Raw genomic sequence first — 22,674 nt, forward strand, 5'->3', positions numbered from 1 at the left:
ACGATCTTCACACGGTGCTCAGCCGCTACGCCAAGGCACATGGCCTGAAGATAGAGCGCTGGGATCGGTGTGTCACCCTCGTCTACAGCGACGGAGTGCGGGTGGATGTGGCACCAGTGATCGAAGACCCTATTGTCTCGATTCCCGTCGGCGGTGAGACGCACTCCAGGATTCCTGACCGGCAATTGATGACGTTCGTGCCCACGAATCCGCGGGGAGTAGTGCGCGGCTTCAACGAGGCGGCCAGCGTAAAAGCCGTACTCACGAACATCATCCGGGAAGCGCATACCGCTGACGCAGCGCTGCGCTCAGAAGTTGTGCCTTTGCCGGACGTGCAGGAGGTCTCACTGCGGCTGCTGTGCAGTTTCGTGCAGTTGATGAAGGTGCATCGCAACATTAGCTTCGGCGCCTCCCCGGCAGGACAAGAAGATCTGTCTCCATCGTCCCTGTTTATCACGACGCTGATGGCGCAAGGCTACGCGCAGTTGGCACCGGTACCGCACGACACGGAACTCGATCTCTTACTGGACATCATTGATGCCATGGGCAGGGGTTTTCGCCGCGAAATCCTGGGTAACGGACTAGAGCGCTGGTTGCTTCCCAATCCCTGGGCGCCTGGTGACGACCTGGCTTCGTCAATGGACAGCCCACAGAAGCAGCAGGCGTTTCTGGCCTGGCACGCTCGCTTCCGGCAGGAAATTGGTGAACTGTTGGACAGCCTTGAGGCGCGAGTGGGAGAGGACAACATTAAACGCTTGGTCGAAAGCGCATTCGGTTCTTGCGCAGCTCAGGCAGTGCGCGATGCGTCCGCCCCGACCGCCGCGACGCAGCAAGCTGGGCGTCGTGTTCTGGTGGGCACGGCCACCGGCGGTCTGGCAAGTATGTCGGCCAATGCCAACACCAATTTCGGATCACCACAGTGAGCCCGAAGCATGAAACGCCGTTGCCGACATTGGCGCAGCGTTCGCTGGAGTTGCGCCAGCTCAAGCTGCCAGGAAGCACAGTTTCAATGCACGCAGGCCGGCTGCTCCGTTTCAACTTCAGCCTGTCGCCCGGACTCTTTGGCCGCCTCTACGACTGTGAGCTGCAGGTGTATCCGGGTAAAAAGCCGCCCCGAATGTTTGTGCTGCGGCCTGACCTGGTCGAAGTTGCAGGGGGGCGGCGCCCTCCTCATTTGTACGACCACGACGGGCGAGGAAGTCTTCTGTGCCTTTGGTGGCCGAAAAACTGCGAATGGCATCCTCACCACAAGCTCAGTAACAGCTATATCGCCTGGACCGCTGAATGGCTTTGGTACTACGAGGAGTGGCTCGAGAGCAGCGAGTGGCTGGCTGGTGGTGCCCACCCCGTCCAGATCCCGTGCCGTTGGAGGCCCGGAAAATTTCGAATGCGATCTTCTCTCACGGGTGCGTGAAGCCGTGACATCCTGCTTGCCAAACTGAGCCTCAGGTTTGGCAAGCATTTTGAATCGAGGCGCGGGATTCCATCATGGCAGTCAACAGCAAGCAAACATCATCGCGTGTGGCTTCGGTCGCGGGCAAAGCTCTGGGTTCATCCACTTCCTCGGCAACTCAAAAGTCACTTGCCGGCTCCGCATTGCGCCAAGCGGGTGCTCCTGCGCAAACGGGTGCTGGCATCGAGAGCGCTGCCTCTCGCGCCTTGGACAACTCGCGTTCATCGAAGGTCACACAGACCTTGGCCGGATCCGTCGTCTCGCAATCAAGCCGCAAACGCTGATCACTGCTTGACTGAACGGGAGCGGCCATGCGTACTCAACTTCCTCCTCAGATGAACCTAGTCGCCTTAGCCGGTCGTATCCAACCACATGATGGCGCACTTGCTGCGGCGCGCTCACATGCCATGTCGGTTCGAACGCGTCTTGGAAAGACGTTCGCACTGCACAGTGCTAAAAAAATTGGCAGCCATGCGCGTCAAACTGCCATTCACAGATTCAGTGATCTGGACTTCATGGTTGTTTTCCGAAGGGAGGAGTTCATTTGGGGGGGGCGTCTGGTGTCATCTGACACGATCTTGAACAAACTTGTCACTGATCTTGGCGACCGGTATCCGTCTACATATGTGAGGCGCGATGTGCTCGCAGCTTCTCTTGTATTTGGCAGCTCGGGGCAGAGCCTTGATGTAGTGCCTGCGATGTTTCTAGGCTTCACGGGTGCACGGCCAGTCTTCCAAATTCCTGATGGTCAAGGTGGGTGGCTTCGCACGAGTCCGGAGACCCATGATCGACATTTCGAAATCCATCAGGAACGTAGCGGTAACCGTCTCCGAAAAGTGTCTCAGCTATTGAAGTGGTGGAAGCATGCAAGGACTCAGCCTCTTCCCATTCGCAGCTTCTACATCGACATGCTGTTGTGCACCGGAGGTCTGGGCGCGCCGGTCGGAAAGACCTATGGCGGGTGTTTGGAGGATTTCTTCGAGTACCTAGTCGCCACGGAATGTCGAGCATTGCTGGACCCGTGTGTGATTGCTGGAGAGATAAGCCCAAACGACACATATGCGCAGCGAGACACTCTTTATCGTGCTGCCTCTTTCGCACTTGTGCATGCGCGCTCCGCTTCTCTTGCAGAAAAGCGACGTGATTTCTCCGAGGCGAATAGGCAGTGGGACTTGGTCTTTAACGGGAATTATTGAACGCCACAGCTTTGCTTTGTGTAGCGAATCAACGATGAATCCTGAGATGAACGAAATAATCAAGCTGCAAAACGAAAATCGAGCGCTTCAGTTGTTGGCTGCGCAACGGCAGATCTACGCGCGCGCCAAGTGTCTGCTGGGGTGGCAACTGATCCTAGGTGGGCCAATTGCTGCGTTGGTCGCTGTTTTCGGCATCATTGAGCCAAACGCGAAGGAGTACGTGGCGGCTTGGGGTTTCACCATACTTCTTCTCGACACGTTGTACCTGGGCCCTGCACAGCGCCGCATGCGCGAGTCCGGTGCACGTGTTCAGGAGCGCTTTGACTGCGACGTGCTGGAGTTGCAGTGGGATGCGACAAAAGTCGGCAACCCTGAGTCGGTGGAGTTCGTTCACGAGCAAGCCCAGCGCTACCAGACATGGGCGTCCAAGATGCCTCCGCTTACAGATTGGTATCCGCGAGCCGTACAGAGAATCCCCCTCTCTCTGGCACGTATCGTTTGCCAGCGGACAAATTGCTGGTGGGATGCCCAACAACGCCGTCGCTATGCCGGGGTGATGGCGGGACTGCTGTTGGGTGTTGCCATTCTTGTGTTCTGGGCGGGGGTCGCCTCTGGGTTGAAGGTCTCCGACTTTCTGCTCATCGTTCTGCTACCAATGTTGCCTACTTTGAAGTTGGCGCATCAGCAATGGGTCGAAAATCGTGATGCAGCTGACCGGCTTGATCGACTGCGCGAGCATCCCGAACGGGTATGGCGTCACGCCATCATGAATCCTGCCGGACCCAACCTTGAGAATGACGCTCGTTCGCTGCAAGGTGAGATATTTGACGGCCGAAAGCGCAACCCACTCGTTTTCGACTTTGTCTTCAAATTGCTCCGTGATCGCCACGAAGCGCAAATGAACGTTGGTGCAGAGCACTTTGTCGATGAGGCCGAACGCGGCATAACTGCATGAGGATCTCGTGCTTGCCATTCGCCGGTTGCAGGAATGCTGCTGGTAGATTGCAGAGAGAGAGAGAATGCGTCCCGAAGATTTGGAAGATCTATGTGCGGCGGCTTTTACTGGCCTTGATCCATTGTTGGACCATCGTCGTCAACCGGTCCAAAAATGCCCCGGCAGCCTGTTTTGGCAAGACTAGCGTTTCACGGCTAACCATCCTGCCCGAAGCGCCGATGCGTCATGAAAAGCGTGATGCCGCAAGAACCCAGAATCCAGGTAGTACCTCTCGAGCGCCGCGTTGAATCGGGCGTCCTCACTGCGCCATGCCAGTTCAACCAGTCGTGGATCCAGATTTGAAGGCAGTCCATCCTCGAACGCATCCCAGAGCAAGTCGCGGTCATGAGCCGAGTCACATGCGATCTTCACGTGTTCTGGGAGAGTTCGAAACCAATCGTAAAGTCGAAGCGTCAGACCTTCTCGCGAGCAGATTACGTTCGGTAGGCTTCCAAGCTGCGGCAAGACTGCGGCCCTGACGAAATCGCTTGCGGATTCGATCCTGTAGTCGTTGCGCTCAGCATAAAACACATGGAGTCCATCTTCTGACACCAGCCCAATCGAAATCAGGTCGATGTCGATGAAGTCAGTGAACTCCGTATCGAGGAACAGCAGCATGGAACACCGGGATGGGGATTGACGGCGCAGCCAAGGGCAAGGCGGGCCAAAAATGCACATTTTGATCCCTGGCGCACCGGCACCTGCATTTGTTCGGCTAGCGACTTGGGGCGGCCTTCAGCTTGGATCGTCTCGCGGCCGCAGGTTCAGCGCTTGCTACGTTCTTGGTTACACGCGATTTGAGCTCCGCCAGCAACGCCGTGGTGTCTTTTCGGAACTGCTCCTGTTGAGATTGCGCCGTGCGGAGGTCTTCACGGGCCAAGAGAACTTCCCGGGCAAGGCCAGCATTCTCGGAGCGCAAAGCTGCCACATCCACGCGCAGCGATTGAACCTGCTCTTGCGCGCCTGCCAACTCCTGGTTGGCCTGTCGGCTCTCGCCTGCCTGCATGAGCTTCAGCCGCTTGGCTTCCTGCCTTGAGCGATCAATTTCTTCCAGCAGGCGTTTTTCTTGGTCGTGGGCGCGCTGCTCCAGGCGCCCTCGCTCCAACCTGTGTTCTTCGGTTAGTGCATCTAGGCGACCCCGTTCAGCATGCAGCGCGCTGGTTGTAGTGGCAATTTGAACTCGCAACTGTTCGACTTCAGCTTCGCGGCTGACCATGCTTTTTTGTAGAGCGGTGAGTTGGCGCACCAGGTCTGCGATCTGTTGGTCTTTCGCCAGAAGGGCTGCGCCCAACGCCTCGGAACGCTCGTCGAGCTTCTGCTGCTCTTGATCAAGTTCATTGCGTGTGGCAGCCAGTCCCTCAACTTGTTGTTCCAACATGGATCGGTCTATGCGTACCGATTCGGCGGCCTTTTCTTGGGCATGTTGCTGTGCGCGCCCCCACAGCGCCCTTGCCGCCCGAAGTACCGGTGCCGGCAAAGTGCCCTTCTCGCCGGCGCCATCTCCGCTATTTCCTGCGTCCAGGCGCTTGCCCAACGAGGCGTACCAGGCATCGAGCATCGGCGCCACGGTGTTCGGCGATCCGCGACCGAGGTGCGTGCGCACGCGCTCGATCGTGGGCCGCTCGCCTTGGGCGAGCACGGCGTCGGCCGCCGCCCAAACCTCATCAACTTGCACGCCCCGGGAGGCTCTCGTACTTTTAGTTTGCATCGCCCTGCTCCGTGCTGTAAATTACCCACGATAAGAGAGTGTTATCGAGACTTATCGACCTGATTCGTATCAAATCATACATAGTATGTGCACTAAATCCCCATTCGTCACCCTGCCCTGAACATGCGCCTGCCCATCCTCCAGAAAACCCCTGCCCTGCAGCCGCATGAGCTCAGCGATGTGACCGCGCAAGCCGTGGCCGATCTGCTGCGCGAGGGTGAATCGCTAAACACGCAGCTGAGCTACCGCAGTGCACTTCGATATTGGGCGGCCTGGTACGGCATCCGTTACGGAGCTCAGATCAGCCTGCCGTTGCCAGCGGCCTGCGTGCTGCAGTTCATCGTCGACCACGCGCAGCGCACCACGGCCAAGGGCTTGGTGCACGAGCTCCCGGTCGAAATCGACGCCGCGCTGGTGGAGGCCGGCTACAAAGGCAAACCGGGACCGATGGCGCACAACACGCTGGTGCACCGCCTGGCAGTGCTCTCCAAGGCGCACCAGATGCGTGACGTGAAAAATCCCTGTCAAGACCCCAAGGTGCGTGAGCTGCTCTCCCGCACGCGCAAGGCCTACGCCAAGCGAGGTGAGTTGCCGAAGAAGAAAGACGCGCTGACCAAGGATCCGCTGCAATTAGTGCTGGCCACTTGCGACGATTCGTTGAAGGACAAACGTGATCGTGCCCTCCTCCTCTTTGCCTGGGCCAGCGGCGGTCGCCGGCGCTCCGAGGTGGCTGCGGCCGACATGAAGTTTTTGAAGCGCCTGGCCCCGGGGGAGTTTTCTTACGAGCTGGCGTTTTCAAAAACGAACCAGAGCGGTGTCGACCGGCCCGAGAACCACAAGCCCGTGCTCGGTGCTGCTGGTGCCGCAATTGAAGACTGGTTGTCGGCGAGCGGAATCCGAGAGGGCGCCCTCTTCCGGCGCGTGCTCAAGGGCGGCCACTTGGGTCGCCCGCTGTCGGCAGCTTCCGTGCGCGACATCGTGCAAGCCCGGTGTTTGTTGGCGGGGATTGAGGGAGAGTTTTCTGCGCACTCGCTGCGCTCCGGCTTCGTGACGGAAGCCGCAACGCAAAACGTTTCGCTTGCTGACACGATGGCCATGACAGGTCATCAGTCCGTTGCCGTGGTGTTGGGATACCAGCGTCGCGGTGAGTTGTCGAACAGCCCAGCCTCTAGGCTGGGCGGATAGGCGTCAACGGACAGCAGTTTTTCTCGCGTTTCCTTGATAACCAGCTACGGTGCCAGAGTAACGGCATCCACCCCAAACCATTTCTGAAGGGTTGCCACGGCTGCGGGTGACAGCAGTTGGGTGAACAGGATGGCAAGCCGCTTCTGAGGCCTGGAACAGGCGACGTAAAACAGGTTGCGGTTGCGCTCGAATGCTTCCTCCTTCGCGGCAGGAATAGCCTGGGCGCCGGCAAGCTCCAGCATTTCGCCGAAGTTGTATTGGTTCCAGCCGCGCCCGACCACCACCAGGACGTTCTCGAACTCGGCTCCCTTGACACCATGCTTGGTTTCAAACGGCGAATGACCATCGAGGTAGCGGCGAAGTGCCTTCACCTCGGAATAGGCGACTCCTCGCAGCTTCTCCAGTTCTTCCAGACCCCTCGGCATCTCGATGCCAGCAGACTTGTCGAAGTCGCGCAGCTCCCGCTCGCGCTTTTCGACCGCATCAGGAAGTCTCGGCTTTCGCTGGGCACGCAGGTGCTCAACAACCTGCCCTACGGTCCCGACTTGGCGAAGGGCCACCAGTTGCGTCATGGCATCGTGCCATACCGTCTTGTCCGAATGGCTGCGCATCTGTGGTGTGGTGCCGCCAAGCGCCTCGAACATCGCCCCGTACCTGCGGGCAATGAAAGCATCGCATGCCGGCTCCAATTGATCTACAAAGAAGGCAATGTGTTCGTGCTCCTTCTTGGTAAACGCATCGTTGAATCGGAACGTCGCGGCGAGATTCGAATAGCCTTGCTGACTCGCCAGCAGCCGATGAGTCAGCATCAGAATCTTGGTGTGGCTGGGTGACAGATCCCACCCGGTCTGTTCCAGCTCGACCTTCACGCGCTCAAGGGTGGCCTGGGCGTCGGGTGAAGGCAGATCTCCGCCCCAGTGGGCGCCCTTTTGCCGTTGGCCCTGCCAAGAGTTCGTATGAAAAACACGGACCTGTCCTTCGGCATTCGGATCTTCAACAAACTGCTGCAGTTGCGGCCGCATTCGATTGAGAGCGTCGACGACAACCTTGACCGAACGGAAGTTGGCCTCTTTGCCAATCTCCATCACGTTTGCATGCTCCAGCTTGCCGCACCCGCCGCCGTAGATCTTCTGCCAATGATCGCCAAAGAAACCAAACAGCGGTGAGCCGGGTTGTCCGAGAAAATGAGCCTTGATCGCCTCGACCCAATCGCTATCTGTGTCCTGGTACTCGTCGACCAGAATGATCGGGAAGCGCGCCGCGGTCATGCGACGGAACTTCTCGTGCGCCATGAGTGAAATCGTCAGCGGCAGGACATCGTCATGGTGGATAGACACGCGATGGTCGCGAATAGAACGGTGCCCGAGGCTGTACTCGATGGCTCGCGTGCCCACGCTGCCGCCAACCTCTTCGAATTTTTCCTTCCAGTCAGGCATCGCTTCAATGAGCGCCCTGAGCGGCTTCTGAAAGCCACTGATCAGGGACCAACAGAACGCGTGGTTGGTCTCGCAAAAAACCATGGGGCTACGGTCGGTCCGTGCCGCAATCTCGTCCTTGGCGACGTTCGTGAAGGTGATGCATGCAATCTGCTGACTGCGTTTTGGAAAGGTATCTTTGTTGCGCTCAATCAGGAACCGCAACGCCTTGACTAGAGAGTATGTCTTGCCCGCACCGGCACCAGCCTCCAGGCGGAAGCTCTGTCCCGCTTCAAGACAGGCATACATGGCTTCCAGCGCGCGCCGGCTGGCGGTTTCCGCAGGTGACTCAATCTCAGGCATGGCCGCCACCTTCTTCCACGGGCGCTACGGCTGCCTCAACAGCCAACGCCAGTGCCGGGTCAGGGGCGACAACATCACCGCGAGCCAACCAGCGGACGCCTTCCACAATGTACGCAGGTGCGAGCCACTCCGTCTCAGCGATCGCATGCTTCAATGCGAACTCCGATTTTTTCCACTCTTCCGCCTTACTCCGCGCCTCCAGTTCAAGCCCATGAGGAGTCTTCTCGGTCAGGGCGAACAGCTTCGGGTTCGCGAGGATGAACGCATCTTCGAAGGTCCGCCCGCAGGGATCGCCCTCTTTCTCAGCGCGTTGATAGGCGATGCGATTTCCGTTGAGCACCTTTCCGGCGTCTTTTTTGGCAAGCAAGCCCGCCAACGTAAAAGGATCATCCTCGGAGTACCACGCCTTCAAACAGGCGTTGCTGGAGTATGTGCCCAGATGAACCGCACACGCCTTGCCGCCGGGTTTTTCAACGGCATCAAGGTCTGTGATGATCAGACTGCGAAGTTCGAGAAACTTCAGCAGATCGAAGAACAGATGCGCGTATGCACCACCAACCTCCATCACCGTCACGTACTGGCTCGACAGCCTCGGACTATTGGGCTCAGCAGCTTCAAGCTTCGCGACGATGACAGGAAGCAACAAACGCTCGCTCAGTCCCTCGACCAAAACCGCCTTGTCAGCGAAGAACAAGTCACAACGCGTCAGCGTCATGTACTGATGAAGAAATTTCTTGTCCTCTGGTTGGATATCCTCAAGCCCCTTTCGCAAGTCCTTGACCCTTGTTGTCCGAACTCCCTCCTGGGCTCCAGGCGCCGGAGCGCCCAGGAAGTACCGAATGCTTTCGAATCCAGCCGCATTGGCGATGTGCGATGAATGCGTGGATACGACGAACTGAACCGGCCAGGGCCTCTTGTCCTGCGCACCGTCAACCAGTTGCTGCGCAATCTTGGCAAGCTGGCGAATGAAGACCTCCTGCATTTGTGGGTGCAGGTGCGCTTCGGGCTCCTCGATGAAAATCAGATGCACGCCGGGTTCGGTCGTCTCTGCGCGAAACGCTTTGTAGAAACCGGCCAGTTGAAGCAGGATAAAGATCAGGTTGCGTGCGCCGAGGCCGTTGTATGACTCGGGCAACGTGATACCGCTGTAGCCCGCGTAGCGGACCTTCGTGAAGTTGGAAAGCAGCTTTCGAACATCAAGCAGGGTTTCGGTATGGAGCTCCTGGCCTCCCAATCCCGGGTAGCCGAAGGTCTGAAGCGCAGGAATCAGGCTTTTGAGTTGGCCGCCGAAGTTCTCGTCGATCTGGACCTGGATGTCCTGGACCGCGGTTTTCAGCGCATCGGCAATTAGCTTGTCCGCCGCATCGGCCGACGCCGATGAAGCTGTCGCGAAAAGGCCCTCCACGGTCTTGGCCAGCACGTCGGATTCTCGCGAGGTCACATCATCGAGGCCCCGCTGCGCATTGATGAACCCAGTCTTGACCAAGCCTCGCAGTGCGCTTGGTGGCAACTGGCGGCGATTGTCGGGATCATTGGGATCTTCCGCCCAAATCTTCACGTTGAATTCGGCAGGAATCCGCTCACGCAACGCACGGAAGAATGCAATACGCGTTTCCGGGGTCAGCGCCTCTTTAGGCTGGCCTTCGAGAAAGCTCGCCAGTTGGCCGTCCTTGAGTTCATAGCGAACCACCACCAATGCATCGGTGCATGCTGGATCAAGGTCGATCACGAAAGGGCCCAGAGGGCCTAGCTGAGGTTGGGCAGGGTCGTAGGCGCACGTCAGCCGCAGCTCAATAGTCGGGATGAGCGCGCGCACGGCATCTTCTTCGGCACCCTGATTCAACGCTTGCAGCGCTTCGCAAAAGTGGTCGTAGCAGGCACTGGAAAAGTCCTCCAAGTGGAACCCTGCGCTGCCCTCTGACAGGAGCCTTCGCATCACCTCAGAAAGAGAGGTTTTTCCACTGTTGTTTCGCCCGACGATGACAGTCGTTTGATCTTCTAGGACAAGTTCAACATCTGCCAGAAGACGGAAGTTCTTGATCTCGACTTGACGGATGCGCATGTGCCCCCCTTTTTTTGGCGACGCTTGGAAGCTCACTTGTCACGCTTTAATTTACACATTCTCACATCTTAAAGGGCTATGGTGATTGAACGAAGCTTCAAGCAGGCCAAGTCACTTTACCCGGCCCAAAGCGATCAATCTGGGCCGATCGCTGGCCTTCCTTGAGTTGTGCCGCTAGGGGCAGGCGCTTACGGTGAATGGACAGTTCAACAGCAGGTGGTGGTGTCCAACATGAAACAAGGCTTCTGTATCAATTTGAGGATGCATTCTCCTGGGGGATTCCTGGCGGCTGCAGACACCGCAAACAGGCGGGATTACTTTGGAATCGATGCAAGATGCCTACCGCGTGTGCACTCCGCGCGCTGGTCGCTACACACGGGTCCTGCAGCACAGCTTCAGTTCGACCGTGCTACCGCTCGCTGCGGGGGCGCTAATCTGGCCAGTGACGACCGACATCACGGCTTAGTGAGAGTGCACGTCAACCTGTGGCTTCTGCACCGACCGCATCTTTCTTGCAGGTGTTGCGTGAGATTCGACGAATTGCGGTAAGCGCGCTGCCATCCCAACCGGCAAGCCACTTGGCAGTTCGATGGCGCAAGACGAGCAAGCGGCCCATCAGCGAGCGCGTTCCCCTGCAACTGTCACCCGCAGTCAACTAGGTGTGAAGGATGGATTTTGTGAGCGACAGTCTCTCGGGTGGAAGGCGTCTGAAGTACCTCGTTTCCATACTTACACTTAAACCGGCAGTTTGCGGTTCATGCAACCATTTCGAATCCCTGAGAGACTTCAGATAAGGGTCACCTCCGCCAGCCCATGAACATCACCAACGCGGCCACCACCAGGCCGCTGCCCAGCCACTGCAGCGCAGTGACCGTCTCGCCCAGCAACACGATGGCGGCTACAAGGCCCACAACAGGCACTCCCAGGCTGAAGGGCGCTACCCTGCTGGCCGCATGCCGTTTGAGCAGTTGCGTCCACATGGCGTAGGCCGCAACTGTGGCGACCAGGCCCAAGAACACCACGCTGGCCCACGAGGAATCTCTCGCACCGAGCCAGTTCCAACGCACCTCAGCTGGGTCCAGCGCCCACGCAAGGGCGATGAACGGAACGATGGGAACGAGCGAAATCCAGACCACATACTGCAGAGCGTCAAAGTCAGGGTGTGCACGTTGCGCCCGGCGGGCCACGATGTTGGCGAACGCCCACATGCCAGCTGCCGCCAGATTGAGGAGAAGCCCGGTCAGCGTGATGGCGCCGCCTCCCTGCACCGCACTGACAGCAAAACAAACCAGGCCAACGGCTGCCAGCAACAACGCATAAACCCCCTTCTTGGCAAGACTTTCGCCCAGCAAGGCAACGCCCAGCAAGGTGGTGAAAAACAGCTGCGTCTGCAGGATGACCGACGCCATGGCGGCCGTCATCCCATCGCGCAGCGCCAGAAAAAGAAAAGCGAACTGGCCCAGTTGCGCCAGCCCTCCTGCCACGATCCAGCCCGCAGGCAGACGTGGCCGGGGAATGAAAAATACCAACGGCAGAAAGGCAAACACATAGCGCGCTGCGCCAAGCTGAAAGGGCGCGAAGTCCCGCAGAGCGTATTTCATGGTCACGAAATTGAGGCCCCAAATCAGAATGACGCCCAAGACCGCGCCGACGTCTGCCAGCTTGAACGGGGGGTGGTTGAAATCGGTAGGTATTTGACGCGCCATAAACAGCCGATGAGTCTAGTCCAGCGACTTCTTGAAAGCCGCCTGCCCGGGTTTCGTGCATTGAGCCCGGCCAAGCGACCGCCCGCTAGACGACTGGTCTAATATAATTTTGGTTTTTCCTCTAACTGCCTCTGCTCATGAACCAAACCACTTCGACCCCGGCCCCCAGCGCCCTGTTCTCTCCCTCCGTCCTCGGTAGCGTCTCGTTGAGCAACCGCATAGTGATGGCGCCGCTGACGCGCAGCCGCGCTGCTGCCGGTAATGTTCCCCACGCCTTGAATGCGCGCTACTACGCGCAGCGCGCCAGTGCCGGTCTGATCATTTCCGAGGCCACGCAGATCACTCCGCAAGGCCAGGGGTATCCCAAGACACCGGGCATCCACAGCCCTGAACAAGTGGCTGGCTGGCAGGGCGTGACGCAGGCCGTGCATGCCCACGGAGGCAAGATCTTCCTGCAGCTGTGGCACGTCGGGCGCGTCTCCCACCCGCTGACACAGGCCGACGGCGGCCTGCCAGTGGCGCCCTCGGCGATCCGTCCGGCCGGCGAGATCTACACCGAACAGGGCATGAAGCCCTTCGAGACGCCGCGCGCCCTCGAGACCGAAGAGATCCCGGCGCTGATTGAAGACTTCCGCCGTGCCGCCGTCCAGGCCAAAGAGGCTGGTTTCGACGGGGTCGAGATCCATGCCGCCAACGGCTACCTGATCGACCAGTTCCTGCGTGACGGCACGAACCATCGCACGGACGGCTACGGCGGCTCGGTGGCCAACCGAGCCCGCCTGCTGCGCGAGGTCACGGAGGCGGTGCTGACAGTGTGGGAAGCGGGTCGCGTCGGCGTCCGTCTGTCGCCGGTGAACGCGTTCAATGACATCGCCGACTCAACGCCGCAAGCGACGTTCGAAGCCGTCACCGAACAGCTCAACGCCTATGGATTGGCCTACCTTCACGTGGTGGAAGATGTCAGCAGCGGCTTCGACTTCCAGAAGCTGCGGCAGATCTTCAACGGCGCCTACATGGCCAATGGCGACTACGACCGCGCCCGGGCAACGGTGGCGATCGCTCAGGAGCAGGCCGACTTCATTGCCTTCGGCAAGCTTTTCATCGCCAACCCGGACCTGCCCGAGCGGCTGCGTCGTGACGGCCCGTACAACACGCCGCGACCCGAATCGTTCTACGCTGGCGGCCCCGAAGGCTACGACGACTACCCAGCACTCGAAACGGCCGTCGCCTGACGCACCGCTCGCATACTCCTGCGGCCATGAACGCAAATCCGGTCGTCGATACGCGCCAGCAGATACTGGACACCGCGCGGGCGATCATCGTCAGCAAGGGTTTCGCCGCGGTGGGCCTGAGCGAGATCTTGGCTGCGGCGGGGGTGCCCAAAGGCTCGTTCTATCACTGGTTCCGCTCCAAGGACCAATTCGGCGAGGCCTTGCTCGAGCGGCACTTCGAGGGGTACTTGGAGCAGACGGATGCCCTGCTGGCGGCGCCAGGGCAAAACGCTGCGGCGCGGCTGCTCGCTTTCTTCGGCCGGTGGCATGCGCTGCAATCGGGTGATGACCTGACCGAGCGCTGCCTGGTGGTCAAGCTGAGCGCCGAGGTCTGCGACTTGTCGGAGTCGATGCGCGCGACGCTGGAACACGGCACGACCCAAGTGCTGGCCCGGCTGGAAGGCTGCCTGAGGCAAGGCATCTCAGACGGCGAGCTGACCCGCTGCCCCGACCCGGCCGAGGTGGCGGAACAGCTCTACCAGCAGTGGCTGGGCGCCACCTTGCTGTCCCGCGTGCAGCGCAGCTCCGGGCCGCTCGACCGAGCGCTGGCGCAGACGCGGCATTGGGTGGCGAACCAGGCCGGGCTGACCTGACTGCAATCAACCCGTTCCGCGCGCAGCAGGTGACCGCCAAAGGGTAGAAAATTCACATCCATCTTTTTCGCAGCTCCCCTCTCCCCCGCTATCTGGCCGCTAATTCCGCTGGATGATGTTGACCCGCTAGCCTGTCGGACATCGGTCGAGGCTATTTGGAAGCAACCTTAACTTTAGTTTTGAGAAGTCCGGAGTTCGGGGGAGACGTCAGGCGCTTCTATACGCCTACAGGTAGACGGTGCTCCGGGCAATTCTGGTGCAGCGCACGGCTTGATACCGCTTTCCCGTAACATGAACTGTCCACCTGTACACCGCTTCGTGTCCTTCTTCCCAGACACCTGAGCAACCCCGTTCATGACCACCCCAACTGACTACGTACCACCCGCTGTCTGGACCTGGAACGCGCCCAACGGCGGCCAGTTCGCCAGCATCAACCGTCCGACTGCCGGCGCCACCCACGATCAGGAACTTCCAGTCGGCCAACACCCGCTGCAGCTGTACTCGCTGGCCACGCCCAACGGCGTGAAGGTGACCGTGATGCTCGAAGAGTTGTTGGCCATGGGCCACCGCGGCGCTGAATACGACGCCTGGCTGATCCGCATCTCCGAAGGCGACCAATTCGGCTCGGGCTTTGTGGCCGTCAACCCCAACTCGAAAATCCCGGCGCTGCTCGACCGCAGCGCGGATGTGCCGCAGCGTGTGTTCGAGTCGGGGAATATCCTGCTGTACCTGGCGACCAAATTCAATGCGCTGCTGCCCAAAGATCCGGCCGCACGCACCGAAGCGCTGTCGTGGCTTTTCTGGCAGATGGGCAGTGCCCCTTACCTCGGCGGCGGCTTTGGCCATTTCTACGCCTATGCGCCGGCCAAGTTTGAGTACCCGATCGACCGCTTCACCATGGAAACCAAGCGCCAGCTCGACGTCCTTGACCGCCGCCTGGCGCAATGTCGCTATTTGGGCGGTGACGACTACAGCATCGCTGACATCGCGGTCTGGCCCTGGTACGGTGCTCTTGTGCTGGGTCATCTCTACAACGCGGCTGAATTCCTGCAGGTTCAGACCTATGCAAACGTCCAACGCTGGGCCCAGGACATCGCTTCGCGACCGGCGGTTCGCCGCGGGCGCATGGTCAACCGCAACTGGGGTCCAGTAGAAGAGCAGCTGCACGAGCGGCATGACGCCCAGGACTTCGACACACGTACCCAAGACAAGCTGTCACCAGCAGCCGGCTGAGCCATCCAGCGGCCCGACACCGCGCTGCCCCCCCTCGTCACCACGGAGACCTTCATGATCAAGTTCTACTCCCACCCCTCTCCCAACCCGGCCAAGGTCGCGCTGTTGCTCGAAGAAACCGGACTGCCTTACGAACTGGTGCCGGTGGATACGCGCAAGGGCGAGCAGCACGAGGCCGCGTTCACGGCGATCAATCCCAACGCGAAAACGCCCGCCCTGGTCGACGGCGACGCGGTGGTGTTCGACAGCAATGCCATCCTGCTTTATCTGGCAGAGAAGACTGGTCAGTTCCTGCCGCCGGACACGCCTGAGGCCCGTGCGCAGATGCTGTCTTGGCTGATGTTCATCGCCACCGGGATCGGCCCGTATTCCGGGCAGGCGGTTCACTTCAAGCACTTTGCCCCGGAGCCCAAGGCCTATGCGGTCAATCGCTATGACTTCGAAGCCTGGCGGCACTGGAAGATCATCGACCAGCAACTGGCCCAGCATCGCTACATGCTCGGCGAGACCTACACCCTGGTCGACATGGCTGTCTGGGGCTGGGCGCGAGCCGTGCCGTTTGTGCTCGGGGCCGCCGCCTGGGAGCAGTTGCCCAACGTCAAGCGCCTGCTCGATGAGATCAACACCCGTCCGGCAGCTCAACGTGCCGAAGCGCTCAAGGCCAAGCACGCCTTCAAGGCCGAGATGGACGAAGAGGCAAGGGCAGTGATGTTCCCGCAAAACGCTCGTTTGACCGCCTGAGCGCAGGCGGCGGCGTCGGTGCACCAACGGGCGGCGCTCGCCTGACCGCAGCCGCCTGGTCCGGCAAGTGGCACCGGGCTGACGCGATCCCGCTCAAATGACGGCCCATAACGCCCGAAGAGGGCTTCGACGTTCACCGACTCACCTGGATCAACGAACGACAACCGGTCGACACTGTTTGGCATCCGGGATTCGAACAAATGGCACGATGACCTGCAGCCAGGCAATCCTGTGATGGGCTGCAACCACCTCAACTTTCCTCCATGCAAGTTTCCGAACAACCGATCCTGCGCGACCTTGTTCTCGTCGGAGGGGGTCACAGCCACGTTGTTGCGCTGCGCATGCTCGCCATGCAACCCGAGCCTGGCCTGCGGATCACCCTCATCTGCACCGACATCGACACGCCTTACTCCGGCATGCTGCCTGGCTACATCTCGGGCCACTACAGCTTTGACGAGGTGCACATCGACCTGGGCCGTCTGGCCTCGTTTGCCGGCGCGCGCTTCATCCATGGTGAGGTGACAGGCCTGGACCGGACCAACCAGCGTGTGCTCCTAAAGGATCGGCCCTCGGTGCCGTACGACCTGCTGTCCATCAACACCGGCTCCACACCCAATGTGCGCCAGGTGAAAGGCGCGCAAGCACACGCAGTGCCCGTGAAGCCCATCGCCCAGTTCAACCTTCGCTGGCTGAATCTCCTGGAACGCGTGCGCCTGCTGCGCGATCGATTCACGATCGCGGTGGTCGGCGGCGGTGCGGGCGGGGTTGAACTGGTGCTGTCGATGCAGTACCGGCTGCGCAGCGAGCTGCAAAAACTGGGACGCAATCCCGATTGGCTGCACTTTGTGTTGCTCACGGCGGGGGACTCCATCCTGCCGACGCACAACCCCGGGGTGCGCGCGCGCTTTGCCCGCGTGCTCAAGGAGCGCCATGTGGCGGTGCACACGCGTGCGGAGGTGCATCAGGTCGCGCCCGGCTGCCTGCACACGCTGGACGGTCGAACCTTCGATGCCGACGAAACGATGTGGGTCACGCAAGCTGGTGGGCCGACATGGCTGCAAGGCACCGGTCTGGCATTGGACGAGAACGGCTTCGTCAAGGTCAACGACCGGTTGCAGACACTGGACGACCCCAAGGTATTCGCGGCAGGGGATGTGGCCTCGTTCACCAACCGCCCGCTGGAGAAGGCCGGTGTGTTTGCCGTGCGCATGGGCCCACCGCTGGTGAAGAACCTGCGTTTGAGCCTGCGCGGTCAGCCGCCGGTGGCTTTCAACCCGCAGCGCAAATGGCTGGCGCTGATCTCCACCGGAAATCGCTACGCCGTGGCCTCGCGCGGTTCCATCGGGTTTGCTGGTGCGTGGGTCTGGACCTGGAAGGACTGGATCGATCGCCGCTTCATGCGCCAATTCACCGAGCTGCCCGACATGGCGCCCGGTGCCGCCCCGTCGGCCACACCGGCCAGCAGCCTGGCGCTGAGCGCCGAAGAATCCCGGCAGGCCATCTCGGCCATCGCCATGCGCTGCGGTGGTTGCGGCGCCAAGGTGGGCGCCAGCATCCTGACCCGCGCGCTCGGCAGCCTGCAGCCGATCGAGCGCGACGACGTACTGATCGGGCTTCACTCGCCCGACGACGCCGCCGTGGTGCGCGTGCCGCCGGGCACGGCCATGGTGCACACGGTGGACTTCTTCCGCAGCTTCATCGACGACCCCTACCTGTTCGGCAAGGTCGCGGCCAATCACGCCCTGGGTGACATCTTCGCGATGGGCGCCGAGCCGCAGTCCGCCACAGCCATTGCCACCGTGCCTCCCGGCCTGGAATCCAAGGTGGAAGACCTGCTGCTGCAGATGATGACCGGCGCGGTCGAGGTGCTCAACGCCGCGGGATGCGCCCTGGTCGGTGGGCACACCGGCGAGGGCCGGGAACTCGCACTGGGCTTCGCCATCAACGGACTGATCGACGAGAACATGGACAGCGTCATGCGCAAGGGCGGCATGCAAGCGGGTGACGTGTTGCTGCTCACCAAGCCCATCGGGACCGGCACGCTGTTCGCCGCCCACGCGCGGCACGCAGCGAAGGGCCGCTGGATCGATGCGGCGCTTAAATCCATGGTGGTGTCCAACCAGGTCGGCGCGCAGATCCTGCGCGAACATGGCGCCACCGCCTGCACCGATCTGACCGGATTCGGCCTGCTGGGGCATTTGGTGGAGATGACACGCCCCTCGGGCGTGGACGCAGAGCTGCAACTGGGCGCCCTGCCCTTGCTGGATGGCGCGGTGGAATGCATTGAAGCGGGCATCGTCAGCTCGCTGCAACCGGCCAACGTGCGGCTGCGCCGTGCCCTGCGCAACGCCGGAGACTTCGTGAAAGACCCGCGCTACCCGTTGTTGTTCGATCCGCAGACGGCGGGCGGCCTGTTGGCCAGCGTGCCGGCCGACCGGGCAGCCGACTGCATCCGTTCCCTGCAGGCGGCAGGCTACCTGCACACAGCAGCCATCGGTCGTGTCAGCGGCGCGTCCGACTCGCTGGAACCCGTGGTGCTCAGCGCATGAAGAGCCAGCACCGATTCGCGCCCTCCGAAACCAACTGTAACGAAAGAGAGCCCGGCGGCGACTGAAGAGCATTCGGGCAATCAACGATTGCCAAAGCTTGAACCCACGAAGCCTTCGCCGCATGAAAAGAACTCTGATCCTCGCCACGGTCGTAATACTGGTGGTCGCCTATTTCTGGCTTGGGCTGGACCGCTACCTGACACTCGCCGCAGTGCAGGACCGCATGGGAGACTTCGAAGCCATCCGCCAAGCCTCTCCCATCGCCACCGCGCTCGGTTTCTTCGGTCTGTATGTGCTGGCCACAGCTCTGTCACTGCCCGGTGCGGTGATCCTGACGCTCGCGGCTGGCGCCCTGTTCGGATTGGCCGGCGGCACGCTGATTGTCTCGTTCGCCTCCAGCCTGGGCGCAACACTGGCTTTTCTGGCCTCCCGTTACTTGCTGCGGGATAGTGTTCAAGCGCGTTTTGGAGACCGACTCAAGGCCATCAACGACGGCATGGCCAAGGACGGCGCGTTGTATCTGTTCACACTGCGCCTGATCCCGGCCTTCCCGTTTTTCCTGGTCAACCTGCTCATGGGCTTGACGCCCATCCGCACGGGCACCTACTACTGGGTCAGCCAGCTCGGCATGCTCGCGGGCACCCTGGTCTACGTCAACGCCGGCACCCAGCTGGCCCAGCTCTCTAGTCTCTCGGGCATTTTGTCGCCGGGTGTTCTGCTGTCCTTTGTCCTGCTCGGCGTCTTTCCCATGATCGCCAAAGCCGCTCTCGGTTTCCTGCAACGCCAGCGCGTGTACGCCAAGTGGCAGCGACCCAAAACCTTTGACCGCAATCTGGTGGTCATCGGTGGCGGCGCTGCGGGCCTGGTCACTTCCTACATCGCGGCCACCGTCAAGGCCAAGGTCACGCTGGTCGAAGCACACAAGATGGGTGGCGACTGCCTGAACTACGGCTGCGTGCCCAGCAAGGCATTGATCAAGTCGGCCAAGCTCGCCCACCAAATGCGCCACGCCGATCACTATGGCCTGGAGGCTGCCACACCGGCCTTCAGTTTCCGGCAGGTGATGGCGCGGGTGCACCGGGTCATCAGCGAGATCGCTCCGCACGACAGCGTGGAACGCTACACCGGGCTGGGTGTCGAGGTCCTGCAGGGTCGCGCCAAAATCGTGGACCCCTGGACGGTCGAAGTCACCCTCAACGACGGTGGCATCCAACGCCTGACCACCCGCAGCATCGTCATCGCCGCGGGTGCTCGTCCCTTCGTGCCGCCGCTGCCTGGGCTGGACGACGTGGGCTATGTCACCAGCGACACCCTGTGGGACGAGTTCGCAAAACTGGATGCACCACCCGCGCGTCTGGTGGTGCTGGGAGGTGGTCCGATCGGCTGCGAGCTGGCGCAAAGTTTTGCACGCCTGGGCTCACAGGTCACGCAAATCGAAATGGCGCCCCGGATCATGATCCGGGAGGACCAGGAGGTGTCCGACCTCGCCCGCGATTCGCTGCAACGCGACGGTGTGGCGGTACTGACCGGTCACAAGGCTCTGCGCTGCGAGCGGGATGGAGACCACAAGTTCATCGTGGTGGAACACCAGGGTCAGGAGAAGCGCATCGGGTTCGACACTTTGCTGTGCGCAGTCGGCCGATCGGCACGGCTACAGGGCTACGGACTGGAAGATCTGGGCATACCCACCGAGCGCACGGTGGTGGTCAACGAGTACCTCGAAACGCTCTATCCCAACATCTTTGCCGCGGGTGACGTCGCCGGGCCATTCCAGTTCACCCACACGGCGGGTCATCAGGCCTGGTACGCCGCTGTCAATGCTCTGTTTGGCAGCTTCAGGAAATTCAAGGTCGACTACTCGGTCATCCCCTGGGCCACCTTCATCGAGCCCGAGGTCGCCCGGGTGGGGCTGAACGAACAGGACGCCAGGGAAAAGAACATCCCTTACGAAGTCACGAAATACGGCATTGACGACCTGGACCGCGCCATTGCCGACGGTTCGGCACACGGATTCGTCAAGGTGCTGACCTTGCCGGGCAAAGACCGTATCCTGGGCGTGACCATCGTGGGCGAACATGCAGGCGACCTGCTGGCCGAGTTCGTGCTGGCCATGAAGCACGGGCTGGGACTGAACAAGATCCTGGGCACCATCCACACCTATCCCACAATGGCCGAGGCGAACAAATACGTCGCCGGTGAATGGAAACGCGCTCACGCTCCTCAGCGCGTCCTGGCCTGGTTGGGCCGCTATCACGCCTGGCGCCGAGGCTGAACAATGACCGCCATGGCCCTGGCGCCCAGCACTGCGGTCGGCCGACCTGGTGTTTTATGAAAACCTTCGTGCCTCACACCCCCACGCGTCTGTCCATCATCGTCCCCATGCTCAACGAAGCAACGGGGCTGCCCCGCCTGCTGAATCGGCTGTCCGTGCTGAAGAGCCAGGGATGCGAGGTACTGATCGTGGACGGTGGAAGCGATGACGGCTGCGCTGAATTGGCCGCTCGAACGGGCTTGCAGGTTCTGACTTCGCCAAAAGGTCGCGCCCGGCAGATGAACCACGGCGCCGCTCATGCGACGGGCAACGTGCTCCTGTTCCTGCACGCAGACACCGTTCTGCCCGAGGGGGCGATCATCACCATCCGCCGAGCGATGCAAAGCTCCGGTGCCGTCTGGGGCCGTTTCGATGTGGTCATCGACGGACCTCATCCCATGCTACGCGTGGTGGCCCAGCTGATGAACCTTCGCTCGCGCTGGACGGGCATCGCCACTGGTGACCAGGCGATGTTTGTCACCCGCGAGGCCTTCAATGCAGCGGGTGGATTCCCCGACCAGCCCTTGATGGAAGACATCGAGTTGTCCAGGCGCCTACTCGAACGATCGCGCCCTGCTTGCATCGGAAACACCGTGTTGACGTCGGGACGCCGATGGGAGAGCCGTGGCATCTGGCGAACCATCCTTCTGATGTGGCGGCTGCGCTGGGCGTACTGGCGAGGAGCACCTGCGGATCAGTTGGCGCAGCTGTACAAATAGGACACCACATGAACCACTCTGTCCACATCATCGTCTTCGCCAAAGCACCCGTCGCAGGCCTTGCCAAGACAAGGCTGATCCCGGCGCTGGGAGCAACGGGCGCTGCCCGCCTGGCTGCCTTGATGTTGAAACATGCGGTAGCACAGGCGCTGGCCAGCGAGGTGGGCACTGTGGAGGTGTGTGTGACGCCTGCGCCTGAAGATCTCATGTGGTCGGAGCTGTTGCCGCAGCACGCAGCGCTGCGCATCAGCGATCAAGGCCATGGTGACTTGGGAGAGCGAATGGCGCGGGCTGCTCAACGTGCGTTGGACGCGGGCCACGCGGTGCTGTTGATGGGAACCGATTGCCCGGATCTCACCGCCGAGCGAATTCGAATGGCGGCAGCGAACTTGCTCACCAGCGATGCCGCGCTCGTGCCAGCCTTTGACGGTGGCTATGTCTTGCTGGCACTGAACCGCTTTGATGCCAGCCTATTTCGAGACATCGCCTGGAGCACCTCCAGCGTGGCGCAGGTCACGCGGTCTCGGATGGGCCAGTTGGGCTGGAGCGCGACCACCTTGTCAACGCTGCACGACATCGATGAGCCCGATGATCTTCGTTTGCTGCCCGAGGCTTGGCTGCCGGCTGGCAATGAGCAGCCGAAGTGATGTGATCAGTTGGCAGTCGCCGCAGCGGCGATACCTTCGAGCGCCTTGCGCAGGTTCTCGACCACGGGGCACTGCGCAACACCATGGCGCTGGGCGAGAAAGGCTGGGTCGTTGTAACCCACCCAGACTTGGGCTGATGCGTCTTCCCACACCAACGCCTTGAGCGGCAGGTCGATGCCAACCGATTGCGCGCACTCCATGAAAGGTGTTCCGCCCTGCGGATTGCCGAAGATGAGCACTTCGGTGGGTCGAAGGGTCTTGCCGACCTTGGTCGCGCCAGCGGCATGGTCGATGCGCGCGAACACGTTCAGGCCCCGTTGTTTCACGAGCGCCTCCAGTCGGTCCATGGTCGCCTTCGCGCCGTGGGGACTCTTGACCGCGATCAGACCATCGGCGGCATTGACCAGGCCGAGGGTGGATGTCAGAACGAGTGCAGCGATGGCGTGAAAAATTCGCATAGGGGTCTCCTTGGTGTTGGGGAAGCGCAGGTTGGCAGCTTCGAGGCTTGTGCGACGCACTCGGGTACTG

Annotated in this window: 19 protein-coding genes; 13 read left to right on the forward strand and 6 right to left on the reverse strand. The window is 60.9% G+C overall.

The features are described from left to right. From ACN4F8_RS00025 to ACN4F8_RS00040, 4 genes are all read left to right on the forward strand, one after another. Positions 1 to 923 (forward strand): nucleotidyltransferase (locus ACN4F8_RS00025; protein WP_419471692.1); only part of this gene is annotated, 923 nt, incomplete at its 5' end. Then, positions 920 to 1,414 carry a hypothetical protein gene (locus ACN4F8_RS00030; RefSeq protein WP_419471693.1) on the forward strand — a complete coding sequence of 165 codons (495 nt, stop codon included), beginning with the start codon at positions 920 to 922 and terminating at the stop codon, positions 1,412 to 1,414. The genes ACN4F8_RS00025 and ACN4F8_RS00030, both read left to right, overlap by 4 nt. A 350-nt stretch (positions 1,415 to 1,764) precedes the next feature. Further along, a complete protein-coding gene (locus tag ACN4F8_RS00035) occupies positions 1,765 to 2,649 on the forward strand; it encodes a nucleotidyltransferase (protein ID WP_419471694.1) in 885 nt (294 codons plus the stop codon). Between the two features lie 46 nt (positions 2,650 to 2,695). Beyond that, entirely contained in the window at positions 2,696 to 3,604 is a 909-nt protein-coding gene (locus ACN4F8_RS00040) for an S-4TM family putative pore-forming effector (RefSeq protein ID WP_419471695.1), read from the forward strand. Positions 3,605 to 3,784: 180 nt separating this feature from the next. Here ACN4F8_RS00040 and ACN4F8_RS00045 read toward each other — a convergent pair whose 3' ends face one another. Both ACN4F8_RS00045 and ACN4F8_RS00050 read right to left on the reverse strand, forming a co-directional pair. After that, positions 3,785 to 4,261 (reverse strand): hypothetical protein, encoded by a 477-nt coding sequence (locus ACN4F8_RS00045; protein WP_419471696.1) that lies wholly within the window; start codon positions 4,259 to 4,261, stop codon positions 3,785 to 3,787. A gap of 97 nt (positions 4,262 to 4,358) precedes the next feature. Then, complete coding sequence (locus ACN4F8_RS00050; protein WP_419471697.1) at positions 4,359 to 5,318, reverse strand: DNA-binding protein; 960 nt, start codon at positions 5,316 to 5,318, stop codon at positions 4,359 to 4,361. 156 nt (positions 5,319 to 5,474) lie between these two features. Between ACN4F8_RS00050 and ACN4F8_RS00055 the strand changes: the two genes are divergently transcribed. Continuing rightward, positions 5,475 to 6,536 carry a site-specific integrase gene (locus ACN4F8_RS00055; protein WP_419471698.1) on the forward strand — a complete coding sequence of 354 codons (1,062 nt, stop codon included), beginning with the start codon at positions 5,475 to 5,477 and terminating at the stop codon, positions 6,534 to 6,536. A 44-nt stretch (positions 6,537 to 6,580) separates the two neighbouring features. Here ACN4F8_RS00055 and ACN4F8_RS00060 read toward each other — a convergent pair whose 3' ends face one another. The 3 genes from ACN4F8_RS00060 to ACN4F8_RS00070 all read right to left on the reverse strand — a co-directional run bounded on the left by ACN4F8_RS00060 (position 6,581) and on the right by ACN4F8_RS00070 (position 12,082). Beyond that, complete coding sequence (locus ACN4F8_RS00060; protein WP_419471699.1) at positions 6,581 to 8,314, reverse strand: UvrD-helicase domain-containing protein; 1,734 nt, start codon at positions 8,312 to 8,314, stop codon at positions 6,581 to 6,583. Continuing rightward, positions 8,307 to 10,376 carry an ATP-dependent nuclease gene (locus ACN4F8_RS00065; RefSeq protein ID WP_419471700.1) on the reverse strand — a complete coding sequence of 690 codons (2,070 nt, stop codon included), beginning with the start codon at positions 10,374 to 10,376 and terminating at the stop codon, positions 8,307 to 8,309. The genes ACN4F8_RS00060 and ACN4F8_RS00065 overlap by 8 nt, the downstream gene beginning before the upstream one ends. A 797-nt stretch (positions 10,377 to 11,173) precedes the next feature. Next, on the reverse strand, positions 11,174 to 12,082 hold the full coding sequence (locus ACN4F8_RS00070) for an EamA family transporter (protein ID WP_419471701.1): 909 nt from the start codon (positions 12,080 to 12,082) through the stop codon (positions 11,174 to 11,176). A gap of 137 nt (positions 12,083 to 12,219) precedes the next feature. Between ACN4F8_RS00070 and ACN4F8_RS00075 the strand changes: the two genes are divergently transcribed. From ACN4F8_RS00075 to ACN4F8_RS00110, 8 genes are all read left to right on the forward strand, one after another. Then, positions 12,220 to 13,314: an alkene reductase gene (locus ACN4F8_RS00075; protein ID WP_419471702.1), complete on the forward strand. Its 1,095-nt coding sequence runs from the start codon at positions 12,220 to 12,222 to the stop codon at positions 13,312 to 13,314. A gap of 26 nt (positions 13,315 to 13,340) precedes the next feature. Then, positions 13,341 to 13,946, forward strand: a complete 606-nt coding sequence (locus ACN4F8_RS00080) for a TetR/AcrR family transcriptional regulator (RefSeq protein WP_419471703.1) — start codon at positions 13,341 to 13,343, stop codon at positions 13,944 to 13,946. A gap of 354 nt (positions 13,947 to 14,300) precedes the next feature. Further along, a complete protein-coding gene (yghU, locus tag ACN4F8_RS00085) occupies positions 14,301 to 15,179 on the forward strand; it encodes a glutathione-dependent disulfide-bond oxidoreductase (RefSeq protein WP_419471704.1) in 879 nt (292 codons plus the stop codon). Between the two features lie 54 nt (positions 15,180 to 15,233). Further along, a complete protein-coding gene (locus ACN4F8_RS00090; RefSeq protein WP_419471705.1) occupies positions 15,234 to 15,920 on the forward strand; it encodes a glutathione S-transferase family protein in 687 nt (228 codons plus the stop codon). Between the two features lie 263 nt (positions 15,921 to 16,183). Then, positions 16,184 to 18,469, forward strand: coding sequence for a selenide, water dikinase SelD (selD, locus tag ACN4F8_RS00095; protein ID WP_419471706.1), 2,286 nt, complete (start codon positions 16,184 to 16,186; stop codon positions 18,467 to 18,469). A gap of 121 nt (positions 18,470 to 18,590) precedes the next feature. Then, positions 18,591 to 20,741, forward strand: coding sequence for an FAD-dependent oxidoreductase (locus tag ACN4F8_RS00100; RefSeq protein WP_419471707.1), 2,151 nt, complete (start codon positions 18,591 to 18,593; stop codon positions 20,739 to 20,741). A gap of 56 nt (positions 20,742 to 20,797) precedes the next feature. Then, positions 20,798 to 21,499 carry a TIGR04283 family arsenosugar biosynthesis glycosyltransferase gene (locus ACN4F8_RS00105; protein ID WP_419471708.1) on the forward strand — a complete coding sequence of 234 codons (702 nt, stop codon included), beginning with the start codon at positions 20,798 to 20,800 and terminating at the stop codon, positions 21,497 to 21,499. A gap of 8 nt (positions 21,500 to 21,507) precedes the next feature. Further along, on the forward strand, positions 21,508 to 22,146 hold the full coding sequence (locus tag ACN4F8_RS00110) for a TIGR04282 family arsenosugar biosynthesis glycosyltransferase (RefSeq protein WP_419471709.1): 639 nt from the start codon (positions 21,508 to 21,510) through the stop codon (positions 22,144 to 22,146). Between the two features lie 5 nt (positions 22,147 to 22,151). On the opposite strand, the gene ACN4F8_RS00115 is transcribed toward ACN4F8_RS00110, so the two are convergent. Then, on the reverse strand, positions 22,152 to 22,604 hold the full coding sequence (locus tag ACN4F8_RS00115; protein WP_419471710.1) for a DUF302 domain-containing protein: 453 nt from the start codon (positions 22,602 to 22,604) through the stop codon (positions 22,152 to 22,154). Between the last annotated feature and the right edge of the window lie 70 nt (positions 22,605 to 22,674).

Origin of the sequence: Hydrogenophaga sp. (assembly GCF_048549895.1) — a bacterium.
Classification (GTDB): Bacteria; Pseudomonadota; Gammaproteobacteria; order Burkholderiales; family Burkholderiaceae_C; genus Hydrogenophaga.

Coding starts and splice junctions, on each gene's coding strand:
- ACN4F8_RS00035 (WP_419471694.1), top strand. CDS start 1,765: ATGCGTACTCAACTTCCTCCTCAGATGAACCTAGTCGCCTTAGCCGGT.
- ACN4F8_RS00040 (WP_419471695.1), top strand. CDS start 2,696: ATGAACGAAATAATCAAGCTGCAAAACGAAAATCGAGCGCTTCAGTTG.
- ACN4F8_RS00045 (WP_419471696.1), bottom strand. CDS start 4,261: ATGCTGCTGTTCCTCGATACGGAGTTCACTGACTTCATCGACATCGAC.
- ACN4F8_RS00055 (WP_419471698.1), top strand. CDS start 5,475: ATGCGCCTGCCCATCCTCCAGAAAACCCCTGCCCTGCAGCCGCATGAG.
- ACN4F8_RS00060 (WP_419471699.1), bottom strand. CDS start 8,314: ATGCCTGAGATTGAGTCACCTGCGGAAACCGCCAGCCGGCGCGCGCTG.
- ACN4F8_RS00065 (WP_419471700.1), bottom strand. CDS start 10,376: ATGCGCATCCGTCAAGTCGAGATCAAGAACTTCCGTCTTCTGGCAGAT.
- ACN4F8_RS00070 (WP_419471701.1), bottom strand. CDS start 12,082: ATGGCGCGTCAAATACCTACCGATTTCAACCACCCCCCGTTCAAGCTG.
- ACN4F8_RS00075 (WP_419471702.1), top strand. CDS start 12,220: ATGAACCAAACCACTTCGACCCCGGCCCCCAGCGCCCTGTTCTCTCCC.
- ACN4F8_RS00080 (WP_419471703.1), top strand. CDS start 13,341: ATGAACGCAAATCCGGTCGTCGATACGCGCCAGCAGATACTGGACACC.
- yghU (WP_419471704.1), top strand. CDS start 14,301: ATGACCACCCCAACTGACTACGTACCACCCGCTGTCTGGACCTGGAAC.
- ACN4F8_RS00090 (WP_419471705.1), top strand. CDS start 15,234: ATGATCAAGTTCTACTCCCACCCCTCTCCCAACCCGGCCAAGGTCGCG.
- selD (WP_419471706.1), top strand. CDS start 16,184: ATGCAAGTTTCCGAACAACCGATCCTGCGCGACCTTGTTCTCGTCGGA.
- ACN4F8_RS00100 (WP_419471707.1), top strand. CDS start 18,591: ATGAAAAGAACTCTGATCCTCGCCACGGTCGTAATACTGGTGGTCGCC.
- ACN4F8_RS00105 (WP_419471708.1), top strand. CDS start 20,798: ATGAAAACCTTCGTGCCTCACACCCCCACGCGTCTGTCCATCATCGTC.
- ACN4F8_RS00110 (WP_419471709.1), top strand. CDS start 21,508: ATGAACCACTCTGTCCACATCATCGTCTTCGCCAAAGCACCCGTCGCA.
- ACN4F8_RS00115 (WP_419471710.1), bottom strand. CDS start 22,604: ATGCGAATTTTTCACGCCATCGCTGCACTCGTTCTGACATCCACCCTC.